This is a genomic window from Methylophaga sp. F7, assembly GCF_056863975.1.
In genome coordinates, this window is sequence record NZ_CM166511.1 from 2,027,501 (window position 1) to 2,039,947 (window position 12,447).

At 44.2% G+C, this 12,447-nt stretch carries 8 protein-coding genes and 1 pseudogene (1 of these 9 running past the window's edge); 3 read left to right on the forward strand and 6 right to left on the reverse strand.

Annotation, left to right across the window (positions count from 1 at the left end):
* Window positions 1-856, reverse strand: the 5' portion of a protein-coding gene (gene tyrS, locus AC08OG_RS10250; protein WP_292354231.1) for a tyrosine--tRNA ligase. It extends 344 nt beyond the left edge of the window; 856 of the gene's 1,200 nt are visible here — the first part of the coding sequence; it begins with the start codon at window positions 854-856; the stop codon falls past the left edge of the window.
* 122 nt (window positions 857-978) lie between these two features.
* On the opposite strand from tyrS, the gene AC08OG_RS10255 reads away from it, so the two are divergent.
* Together AC08OG_RS10255 and AC08OG_RS10260 are read left to right on the forward strand one after the other, a co-directional pair.
* A complete protein-coding gene (locus AC08OG_RS10255; RefSeq protein ID WP_292354229.1) occupies window positions 979-2,571 on the forward strand; it encodes a M23 family metallopeptidase in 1,593 nt (530 codons plus the stop codon).
* A 32-nt stretch (window positions 2,572-2,603) separates the two neighbouring features.
* Window positions 2,604-3,710, forward strand: a complete 1,107-nt coding sequence (locus tag AC08OG_RS10260; RefSeq protein ID WP_482929446.1) for an anhydro-N-acetylmuramic acid kinase — start codon at window positions 2,604-2,606, stop codon at window positions 3,708-3,710.
* On the opposite strand, the gene gcvH is transcribed toward AC08OG_RS10260, so the two are convergent.
* The 4 genes and pseudogenes from gcvH to glgC form a co-directional block, all read right to left on the reverse strand.
* Complete coding sequence (gcvH, locus tag AC08OG_RS10265; RefSeq protein WP_292354224.1) at window positions 3,686-4,075, reverse strand: glycine cleavage system protein GcvH; 390 nt, start codon at window positions 4,073-4,075, stop codon at window positions 3,686-3,688. The genes AC08OG_RS10260 and gcvH overlap by 25 nt on opposite strands.
* Window positions 4,068-5,525 (reverse strand): 4-alpha-glucanotransferase, encoded by a 1,458-nt coding sequence (gene malQ / locus AC08OG_RS10270; protein WP_292354222.1) that lies wholly within the window; start codon window positions 5,523-5,525, stop codon window positions 4,068-4,070. Before malQ ends, gcvH begins: the two co-directional genes overlap by 8 nt.
* Before the next feature lie 3 nt (window positions 5,526-5,528).
* Window positions 5,529-7,211 (reverse strand): glycoside hydrolase family 57 protein, encoded by a 1,683-nt coding sequence (locus tag AC08OG_RS10275; protein ID WP_292354220.1) that lies wholly within the window; start codon window positions 7,209-7,211, stop codon window positions 5,529-5,531.
* A pseudogene (glgC, locus tag AC08OG_RS10280) lies at window positions 7,201-8,468 on the reverse strand (glucose-1-phosphate adenylyltransferase). The gene AC08OG_RS10275 and the pseudogene glgC overlap by 11 nt, the downstream one beginning before the upstream one ends.
* Window positions 8,469-8,574: 106 nt before the next feature.
* Here glgC and glgB point away from each other — a divergent pair.
* Window positions 8,575-10,746 (forward strand): 1,4-alpha-glucan branching protein GlgB, encoded by a 2,172-nt coding sequence (gene glgB / locus AC08OG_RS10285; RefSeq protein WP_482929447.1) that lies wholly within the window; start codon window positions 8,575-8,577, stop codon window positions 10,744-10,746.
* Window positions 10,747-10,793: 47 nt separating this feature from the next.
* Here glgB and pgi read toward each other — a convergent pair whose 3' ends face one another.
* A complete protein-coding gene (gene pgi / locus AC08OG_RS10290; RefSeq protein WP_292354215.1) occupies window positions 10,794-12,431 on the reverse strand; it encodes a glucose-6-phosphate isomerase in 1,638 nt (545 codons plus the stop codon).
* Window positions 12,432-12,447: the final 16 nt, after the last annotated feature.

The following is a 12,447-nucleotide window of genomic DNA, read 5'->3' on the forward strand; positions in this document are numbered from 1 at the left end:
CAACCGGATTCCTTCCCTCTGCTGTTGATTGCTTCCAATCAGCAATTTCATCCAATGACTTAAAACTGAGCAATTCAATATAACGCCACATCAGTTCATCAGAAATTGACATGAGTTTGCCAAAGATATCCTTCGGACTTTCATCAATACCAATATAGTTACCCAGCGATTTGGACATTTTCTGCACACCATCCAGCCCAACCAGAAGTGGCATCGTCAAAACACATTGTGGTGATTTTCCATAAGCCTTTTGTAATTCTCGTCCCATCAACAAGTTAAATTTCTGATCTGTTCCACCAAGCTCTACGTCAGCATCAAGCACAACAGAGTCATATCCTTGAATTAAAGGATATAAAAACTCATGAATAGCAATAGACTGGCCTGTTGTGTAACGTTTATGGAAATCATCACGCTCCAGCATACGGGCAACAGTATGGTGAGAAGCTAACCGAATCATATCGGCAGAAGATAACTCGTTCATCCAATGCGAATTGAAAACGACTTGAGTGCGTGCTGGATCCAGAATTTTGAATACTTGTTGTTGGTAAGTTTCCGCATTGCATTTGACCTGCTCAGGCGTTAATGGCTGGCGCGTCACATTTTTACCGGTTGGATCGCCAATCATCCCAGTAAAATCGCCAATCAAAAATAGAATCTCGTGTCCCAATTCCTGAAACATACGCAACTTATTAAGGAGTACCGTATGTCCAAGATGCAAGTCCGGCGCAGTAGGGTCAAAACCAGCTTTAATACGCAGTGGCTTACCACTTTCCAGCTTTTCTATCAGTTCTTTTTCAACCAGAATTTCTTCTGCTCCACGACGGATTTCTGCCAAGGTTTCTTGTACAGTTGTCATCATCGTTCTCCGCACATTAAAAATTGGCGGGCAATATAACACAAGATCTTGCCCTGAAGGGGTTTCAATTCTGTGTAAATGCTGAGAGAATTGCACGAATTTACTATAAACAGGGAATGCCCATGAAGAAACGTAACAGACTTCTGAGCTCATCACAGCAATCAAAGTTATTTAAATCTGAATCGCTGTCTCCCCATAAAAACCGACATATCACTATTTTGTCGTTACTGGCATTAACCGGTATATTCATAACCGGGATTGTACTTGCTACAAGCGAACCAAGCGCCACGACAAGTCAAACTCAGCCAGTACAGCTGCCGAACATGCCTGAAAATACTGAAGCCACGACCTCAGAATTAGAAACAGCTATTAATTTACCCTCTCAGCCCTCTTCGGAACCTACACCCACAGCTGATATTGTTACCATTGAAGAAGATCAACCTGTAACCACGAATGCTGCTTTGAGTGAATCTGCTGAAATTGAACGGCTGCATCTGAATCAACCGAAAGCAGCGCCTGAAAATGCATCAGATATTACTATCTTAAATGATGCCTTATCAGATTCTCCAGCTGACAGTGAAACCGCTTCAGACGAACTGAGTTGGCAAGAAATTGAAGTAAAATCAGGCGATAACCTTTCCTTGATTTTTCCCCGTGCAGGTTTAACTGCGCGTGATGTTTATGTTGTTGCCCAGACGGCTGGTGAAGATGCAAAAGCCCTTCTCAATCTCAGACCCGGTCAAGTGCTTCGTTTTGGAACAGTGACGGATAATGAGCAGAAGCTGGAACTGAAACAGCTGCAATTACAATTAACTCCAATGAAAACATTGACCTTAACGTCAACTGAAAAAGGCTTTGAAACAGATCTCATTGAACGAGAACTCGATAAGCACCGCCAACTGGTTGCGGGTGAAATTCAAAGCTCACTCTTTTTAGATGCCCAAAAAGCCGGCATGTCAGATAAATTGATTATGCAAATGGCGCACATTTTCGGTTGGGATATCGATTTTGCATTGGACTTACGTCAGGGTGACAGTTTTAAAGTTATTTATAATGAAAACTTCCTGGATGGAGAGAAGATTGCTGATGGTGAAATCCTGGCAGCAGAATTTACCAATCGCGGCAAAACCTTCCGAGCTATTCGATTCACTGACAGCAATGGTGAAAGTCGTTTTTACACCCCAGACGGCGACAGCATGCGTAAAGCGTTTACACGTACCCCTGTTCCTATTTCACGTATAAGTTCAGGCTTTAATCCAAATCGTAAGCACCCTGTATTAAAAACAAACCGTCCCCACCGTGGCGTTGACTACGCTGCTGCAACTGGAACGCCTATTCTGGCAACTGGCGATGGCAAAGTAGCATTCGTTGGTAATAAGGGCGGTTATGGTCGTACAGTTATCCTGTCACATGGTGGACGATACACCACGCTATTTGCCCATATGTCTAAATATAAGAGTGGTATTCGCGCTGGCCAACGGGTAAGACAAGGTGAAGTCATTGGATATATTGGTAGCAGTGGACTAGCAACCGGGCCACATTTGCATTACGAATTCCGAATCGACGGCGTGCATAAAAATCCATTAACCGTCACTTTACCTAAAGCTGAACCGATTCCTGGTCAATATCTGGCAGAGTTCAAAACGCTGTCACTACCATTGCTTGCCAGCTTGGATAATCTGCAAGTTCCAACATTGGCATTTCGTCAAGACTAGCCATATCAATAATGGGACTTTATGTCGGTGTAATGTCAGGCACTAGTCTTGATGCAATTGATGTTGCATTAATCGAGACATCACCGACCGACCAACCGAAATTAATTGGTTTTCTTAGTGCGGATTTTTCGAAAGATCTGCAAACTGCTTTAAGAACATTAATCCGCTCTCAACAATGTCAGCTATCCCAGTTGGGCGAGCTCGACATCCAGCTTGGCCATGCCTATGCAGATGCGATCTTTAATCTGCTGGAATCTGCTGATGTGTCATCCCATCAAGTTGATGGTATTGGTTGTCATGGCCAGACAGTTTTTCACTCTCCTGACTCAATTTATCCCTTTAGCATGCAAATCGGCAATGGTAATGTTATTGCGGAAAAAACCGGTATAACCACAGTATGTGATTTCCGTCAGCGTGATATGGTAAATGGAGGTCAGGGAGCACCATTAGTTCCAGCCTTCCACGCTGCTATGTTTCGTTCTGATAGTGAAAACAGGGTCATCGTCAATATTGGTGGCATTAGTAATATCACCATCTTAACCAAAGCCCCACATAGTTCACTTCAAGGATTTGATACCGGGCCAGGTAACACTCTGATGGATTCCTGGATACAAAAGCATAAACATCAGGCTTTTGATAATGACGGGCTATGGGCTGAAGGTGGGGAGGTTAATCAATCCCTGTTATTAACTTTAAAGTCTGATCCCTATTTCAAACGGGAAATCCCTAAAAGCACAGGTTGTGAATTATTTAACCAAAACTGGTTAATGCAGAAGATAATTGCTGCTAATTGCGCAGATCTACCACCACAGGATATTCAAGCCACACTCTTGGCATTAACCGCATCGACAATTGCAGATGCTATTCATCAATACGCAGCTCAAACAGACAAACTTTATATCTGTGGTGGTGGGGCAAAAAATACTGCTTTAGTTAAGCAACTAAGGAAGGATTTAGCGCCGATTATTGTCGGCACTACAGCTGAAATCGGTTTAGATCCACAATGGGTCGAGTCCGCCGCCTTTGCATGGTTTGCTGAACAGACTTTGCAACATAACGCACTTGATTTGCGCCATTTAACAGGTGCTCGGCAACCCAGTATATTAGGTGCCATCTATTGGTCCAGAAAAGCCTCGTAGTCCGCGGAAGACATTAATTCTGCAGCTATTTCTTCATACGGAACCTCAGAGCGAAACCGCACAATCCATCCATTGTTAAAAGGTTCCTGATTAATCAGTTCAGGCATTTCGACCAGTTGCTGATTTATTGCAATGACTTCACCACTAATCGGCATAATCACATCCGAGGCTGATTTTACCGATTCAATGACTGCACACTCTTCACCCGCTGCAAACTGTTGCCCTTCAGCAGGCAACTCCACAAATACAATATCTCCAAGGCTATTCTGAGCATGTTCAGTGATACCAAGTGTAAAAATTCCATCACCTTGCTCTTCCAGCCAAATATGAGACTCACTAAAAAAATAATCTTCTATATTATTCATCAATGATACGTCCATATATTTTGTTTAAGGCACTTAAATTACCTGAGCAATATTCAGAGAGCATATTCCACTCAAACTGCCACATCCAGTTATCTTCCATGGTACCGGGAACATTCATTCGATGTTCACCACCTAACTCAAGTAAATCCTGCATAGGAATAACGGCAAGTTGAGAGACTGATTTTAATGCTACCCGGATAAGTAACCAGGGCATTGCTTCATCGCTGGGTCCGATATATTGATGCATATGATGCCGGGTTGCATCATCAAGCTCATGATACCAGCCAAGACTGGTGTTGTTATCGTGAGTGCCGGTATAAGTAATACTATCCCTGCAGTGTTGATGTGGAAGATAAGGATTGTCAGCATCACCACCAAAGGCAAATTGCAGAATCTTCATGCCAGGCATGGCAAATTGTTCCCGTAACGCAGTTACTTCTTCAGTGATTATTCCCAGATCTTCGGCAACAAGAGGAAGCTCACCAAAGTTTGCTACCAATTTATTAAATAACGCTTCACCTGGGGCTTTACCCCACTCACCTTCCATTGCCGTTTCGCAACTGGCCGGAATCTCCCAACATGACTCAAACCCCCTGAAATGATCTATACGGATTAAATCAAACAGCTCGAGCTGAGTCGACAAACGTTTTACCCACCAATCAAAATCTTCGTCAATGTGCGCCTGCCATTCATAAAGCGGGTTACCCCAACGTTGTCCCGTTGCAGAAAAATAATCAGGCGGAACACCGGTTACCTTTGTGGCCTGCCCTGTCTCATCGAGGGTAAACAATTCAGGTGCTGCCCATACATCGGCACTGTCATGGGCAACGAAAATTGGCATATCACCAAACAATTTGACGTTCTTCTGATTGGCATAGGTTTTTAAATTGTTCCATTGCTGGAAAAACAGAAACTGTTCAAATCGGCGAATATTCAGGGATTCTGCACGTTGCTCAGCCAAGTCTTTCAGCGTGGCCGGGTCTCTGTCACGAAACTCAACTGGCCAGTCAAACCATGGTAGCGCATGATTCAGATTACGTATTTCACGATACAGAATATAATCTTCCAACCAAAATGCCTGTCGCTGACAAAAACTATCAAAGGCAGCCCAGTCAGCCTCATTAGCATTTTCGTAGAATTGCTTGTAAGCATTTGCCACGATTGTGTAGATTTTTTTACCCGCCAGATCTTCGGTGTGCACCCAGGGTTGAGCTTTAATATAAGCTTCACATAACAGTTTGTTATTGCCAGCATGAGCCGATAAACATTGATAAGGCGAACCATCATCATGGGTAGGTCCTAATGGCAGCATCTGCCAGACTGTTACCCCTGATTGGTGCAAAAAATCCACAAAACGGTAGGCATCTGCCCCTAAGTTTCTACTGGGTAAACTGGTGATATGCAGCAATACACCGGTCCGACGATTATCAAAGATATGAGCCTGTTTCATTAATTAGCCGCCACGACGCATTGTGCCACCCTGCTCGGCTTCTCCTCCTCCTAATGACACAACCTCTGACAATATTTGAGGCACTTCTTCTCCCAACATTTGATAAAGGTTTGATAAATGCAAACGGAACAGTCGTTCAAAATCACTGACACTGTCTGCTGCGTTGTAATCGCCAAACCACCAGAACCAATCCGATCCCTCACAAATAGCCAGCTGTTTATCAATTGCCTGTAGCAGATCTTCATCAATCTCTGCAGCAGCAATTTTTTCGTCATAAACCTGTTTAGCCTGACTCAGCAGATCCCATGCCCGATTTTTATCAACATCACCAATCCAGGTGGAGAAAGTACCGTAAACCCAGCTACCAGCTACCATTTCAGGTAATAATGCGGGTTTAACGCCATTCTCCAGACAATCTGAGAAAGTGGTCAATTCTATATCCGGATGTCTGGAAAGCTGTTTATACAGGCTTTGCAAAAAATAAAACCCATTATAGGAATAATGTTCCCAGGCATTTTCTCCATCCAGAATGACTGAAACAACTCTATCGGCATCACCCTCTGTGGTAGCTTTAATATTAGTCAGATGATGAATAAAGTCGTTAACAGCATCTTCAGCACTCCATTTGGTATAGGTAAAACCAATTAAATCGGATAAACCATCATCTCGGAAAAAGCATGCAGGACCTACCGCTTCTAGTTGATAAGGCTTATGAATGCTACTGTCAGGCAAAGCACTTTTCTGCAGACTGTTTCGTAAGACATTTTCACCACTGGCAGTCCAACTAAAGCCATGTTTGGCTATCGACTCAATAGTTGGCTTTGAAACTGCACCTTCAGATGGCCAGCAGCCTTTGGGACGGAAACCAAAAAATGACTCAAATACTTCCAGACCTTTTTCCATATGCCAATCGGTGCGGACATCTCCACCAGGATACTGCCGAATTTGTGGCAACAGGGCATCCGGCATCGCTTCCAGCGTGCTATTAATATCCAGTAATAATGGCACTATCGGATGAGCGTAAGGCGTTACCGATAACTCAACTTTTTTGGCCTCTGCGAGTCGTCGATAACGTGGAATAACATCACTCAGCAACTCACCAATAACGATCATTAATTGCCGGCGATCATGAAAATTAAATTGCTGGCCTTTTTTCATTAAGGCCTGAATACGAATATCGTTGCGCCTCACTGACTCGCCCATCCACACCAGATGGTACCAAACCAGCATATCCACCAGGAATTGATCATTTAGGTAGGCCAGACGCTGCTTCTCTTCCAAGACCCAGCGTGCCATTTCAGCAAGTTTTGCAAATATTGGAAACGGCGCTATAAGCTTCTCATCATTGGCGCGCAGACAAGCATTTAGTATTGTTTGGCGCTCTTCAATATGAACTGGTTGCACCGGTGAATCCAGCGCAATTAACAAAGGATCTTTCAGACATCCTGTTCCTTTAAAGCGGCCTTTCAGTTGCTGATCATAATCATCAATCTGTTCCAGTAAGGTAGGTGCGAAATTAACCACCGCCCGAGCCTCAGGGATTTGTTCGAGATGCCAGGCCATATCTACATAATCTTTTATTGCATGCAGATAGGTCCAAGGGAGCTGATAGCTTCCGCCCATCGGTTCACTATATTGCGGCTGGTGCATGTGCCAGCATAAAACGACTTTTAATTTATCGGACATAACGGTAATTTTGCCCCAGCATTTCAGGTGTGACTAATACAACACCATTGGGTGAAACTTCAAAACGTTGAGCATCAAGTTCAGGATCTTCGCCAATAACCGTTCCTTCAGGGACGATACAGCCTTTATCAAGCACAACTTTCTTCAGGCGACAGTGCCTGCCCACAGAGACATCCGGTAATACCACACTATCTTCTATCAGACTGAAACTATGGACTTCAACATTGGAAAACAGAACCGAGTGCCTCACAACGGATCCGGAAATAATGCACCCCCTGAGACCATTGAATCAACAGCCATACCCCGCCGATCGTCATCATCAAAAACAAACTTGGCAGGCGGCAATTGGGCCTGATGCGTCCAGATTGGCCACTCTTCGTCGTAAAGATTCAGTTCTGGTGTAACACCAATTAATTCAAGATTCGCCGACCAGAAAGCATCTATTGTTCCCACATCACGCCAGTATCCTGGATCATTGCCCTGCACATCTTTGTAAGGAAAAGCGACAACTTTATATTTCTCAATTAAGGACGGGATAATGTCATGACCAAAGTCATGACTGGATCTTGAATTGTCAGCATCCTTTATCAACTGCTCATACAAGAAACCAGCATTGAAAATATAAATCCCCATTGAAGCCAATGCAACATCATCATGCCCCGGAATCGGCGTTGGATTTGCAGGTTTTTCATTAAAAGCGATAATACGGTGATTCAAATCAACCGACATGACCCCAAAAGCTCTGGCCTGGTCCAATGGTACCTCGATACAACCAATAGTCATATCGGCATTTTGCGCAACATGTTCAGCCAACATATCACCATAATCCATTTTGTAAATATGATCGCCTGCCAGGATCAATACATACTCAGGGCCATGATTGCGTAGAATGTCGATATTCTGATATACCGCATCGGCGGTGCCGGTATACCAACCCTGCTCGGTACGCTGTGAGGCTGGCAACAACTCGACAAACTCTCCCAAAGCACCACGCATAAAGCCCCAGCCCTGTTGGATATGTCGTATCAATGAATGCGCTTTATACTGTGTTAACACCCCTACTCTGCGGATCCCCGAATTGACGCAGTTTGATAGAGGGAAATCTATAATCCTGAATTTTCCACCAAAGGGTACAGCGGGTTTTGCACGCCAACCAGTCAGTTGTTTCAAACGTGAACCACGCCCGCCTGCTAGAATCAACGCCAGAGTATCTCTGGTCAGTCGACTGACAAAACGCGTGCTATTATTTTTGGGCATATTCAAATCTCCAGCCAGCTATGCAGTGAAATATGTTGTAATGGCTTTAAGCGTGCCACATCGTTAAGGTGGACAGCAATAGAAAAATTTACGGGACAGTATATCTATGGTTTTTGAACAAAATTTGACAGATGACCAACTTAAAATCATAGAAGCCAGACATCATGATCCTTTTGCAGTTTTGGGTCGTCATCCGACCAAAAGCGGCGTGTATGTCAGGGCTTTCTTACCTCATACCGAATCCGCCACGGTAGGAAACAATCTGCCTATGAAGCGGGTTGAGGGTACAGATATTTTTGAGTGGACAGGCCGTTCTGATGATTTAGAAACGCCATACCAGATTCATCGTACCACTTCAGAAAATCAAATTCAGAGTCATTACGATCCTTACTGCTTCCCTCCGCAAATTTCGGATTACGATCTGTATTTGTTTGCCGAGGGTAAACACTGGCATGCCTACCGAATTCTGGGATCTCACAAGCGCACTGTAAACGGTGTACAGGGTGTGATGTTTGCCACCTGGGCACCCAATGCCCAACGTGTCAGCGTTGTCGGCACATTCAACCGTTGGGATGGACGCTGTCATCCCATGCGTTCCAGAGGCAGTACTGGTGTATGGGAATTATTCATTCCCGGACTGGAAATTGGTGAACTCTACAAATTTGAAATACGTAACTATCATGATGGCAGTCTGCATCTGAAAATGGATCCGTATTGCCAGCAGGCAGAACTTCGCCCCGGTTCTGCATCAGTGATTTTTGACAGCAACTATCAATGGCAGGACAAAGAATGGATGTCCAACAGAGAGCACACAAAATGGCTCCATGCGCCACATAGCGTTTATGAAGTCCATCTCGGTTCCTGGCAAAAACGTAGTGATGGCAGCTTCTGCAGTTACCGCGAACTTGCTGACAAACTGGTGCCATACGTTCGTAAAATGGGCTTCACTCATATTGAACTTTTACCGATCACCGAACACCCTCTGGATATTTCCTGGGGTTATCAAACCACAGGTTATTATGCCGCAACCAGCAGGTTCGGCTCACCGGATGATTTTCGATATTTTGTCGACCAATGTCATCAAAATAATATTGGTGTGTTACTGGATTGGGTGCCTGGACATTTTCCCAAAGATAGCTTCGGTCTTGCCAAGTTTGATGGTACCGCGCTCTATGAACATGAAGACCCCCGGCGTGGAGAACATCAGGACTGGGGTACATTAATCTTTAATTACGGCCGCAATGAGGTTCGTAACTTTCTGTTATCCAGTGCATTTTTCTGGCTGGAAGAATGCCACATAGATGGATTACGCGTCGATGCAGTCGCATCGATGCTTTATCTCGATTATTCACGTCAGGAAGGTCAATGGTTACCTAATATTCATGGTGGCCGTGAGAATCTTGAGGTCATCAGCTTTCTCAAAGAAGTTAATACCATACTGCATCAGTCTCACCCTGGTTGTATTATCGCCGCCGAAGAATCCACCTCCTATCCAATGGTTTCACGACCAGCAGATATGGGCGGACTGGGTTTCTCGATGAAGTGGAATATGGGCTGGATGCACGACATCCTTGAGTATATGAAACAGGATCCGATTCATCGTCGCTATCATCATGATCAGCTTACCTTTGGGTTGCTGTATGCATTTACCGAAAATTTTGTATTGCCTTTTTCACATGATGAAGTTGTACATGGTAAAGGTTCGATGCGCTACAAAATGCCCGGAGATGAGTGGCAGCAATTTGCTAATTTGCGGTTACTTTATACCTTTATGTACAGCTATCCCGGCAAAAAATTATTATTTATGGGATCAGAGTTTGGTCAGGGCAGTGAGTGGAACAGTGAAAAAGCACTGGAATGGTATTTACTGGATTACCCAAAACATCAGGGCCTGTTACAGCTGGTCACTGATTTAAATAAAGTCTACCGTGAGAGCCCGGCGCTTCATTATCATGACTTTGATGCACATGGGTTCGAATGGATTGATTGCAATGATCGGGAACAGTCCGTACTAAGCTACCTGCGTCAGGGACAGGATTCCATCGCTGTGGCAGTGTTTAATTTCACACCTGTCGTGAGGGATAATTATCGCATTGGTGTGCCTGAAGCAGGCGAATATGAGGTTGTCATCAATTCTGACTCGGAGTATTACAGTGGCAGTAATTATTCTGTTAGTCAGGTAATTCAGAGCGATTCAATAAGCTGGTCCGACAGACCTTACTCAATTGTATTGAACTTACCACCATTGGCCGGATTGATTATTCGTAAAAAGCACTAACTCTTGATGATGAAGCGGCTCGTAAGGTACGAGCCGCTTTGATTTATCTATTGGCGCAAGGTACGGATCAGTCTGATAAGCTCGGTAGTAGAACTATCATGCACTGAGATTTCGGCATTACTCTGCAAATCCGGCAAAATAGCTTTTGCAAGCTGTTTACCAAGCTCAACACCCCATTGGTCAAACGAATTGATGTTCCAGATAACCCCCTGAACAAATACTTTGTGCTCATAGAGAGCGACCAGCTGTCCCAACATTTCCGGCGTTAATTTAGGAAATAACAATACGTTACTCGGACGATTACCCGGGAAGACTTTATGTGGCAATAATGCATCCAGGGCTTTGCCTTCATAGCCCTCTTTGACCAACTCTTCTCTGACTTCTTCAGCCGTTTTGCCTTTCATCAATGCTTCTGATTGAGCCAAACCATTGGCCAATAAAATGGATTGATGATCACATTCAGGATAATGACTGTTGACCGGTAACACAAAATCCACCGGAATTAACTGTGTACCCTGATGAATCAGTTGAAAGTAAGCATGTTGGCCATTGGTACCAGGTGTACCCCAGATGACCGGTCCCGTTTTATAACTGATGCGAGCGCCCTGACGGTTAATAAACTTACCGTTGCTTTCCATATCCAACTGTTGCATGTGGCTCGGAAAACGCGCCAGTGAGTGATCATAGGGAACGATTGCATGAGTCTGGGCGTTAAAGAAATTGATATACCAGATCCCCAGCATTCCCATAATCAGCGGAATATTTTCTGCCAATGGCTTGGTACGGAAATGCTTATCCATTTCATGTCCACCATCCAGCAATCGTAGGAAATTATCCATGCCAACATACAATGCAATCGGTAGACCAATAGCACTCCATAAAGAGTATCGACCACCCACCCAGTCCCATATTTCGAACATATTGGCAGTATCAATACCGAACTTAGCAACTTCCTTAGCATTGGTGGATACGGCAACAAAATGTTTTGCCACATCAGCCTGAGTTGCTGCCTTCAGAAACCAGTTCCGTGCTGATTGAGCGTTCGTTATGGTTTCCTGAGTCGTGAAGGTTTTCGAGGCTACAACAAAAAGTGTGGTTTCAGGATTCAGTTTTTCCAGTGTTGTGCTGAGATCAGTACCATCAACATTGGAAACAAAATGGGCCTGAATGCCATCAATACCGTAAGGCTCAAGCGCATCGCAAATCATGGCTGGGCCGAGGTCAGATCCACCAATACCGATATTAACGATATCCGTAATTTTTTTACCGCTGAATCCTAACCATTTACCAGAATGCACCTGTTCGCAGAAAGCGGCCATTTTGTCCAATACTGCATTGACCTGCGGCATGACATCCTGACCATCCACCATAACCGGCGTATTAGATCGATTGCGCAATGCCGTATGTAAAACAGCACGACCTTCGGTGTGATTAATCTGATCACCCGAAAACATTCGTTCTATCCATTCCTGAATATTAACCGCATCTGCCAGCGCAATTAGCTTATCGATGGTTTCCTGAGTAATGCGGTTCTTTGAATAGTCGAGCAGTAAATCCCCAGAGCGAATTGAGAAACGTTCAAAACGTCCTGAATCCAGTGCGAATTGTTCACGCATCGACAGATATTTGATATCGGAATAGTGTCTATCAAGTGATTGCCATTCGGCGATATTTAGTGGCGTCATATTTCTACTTATTTTT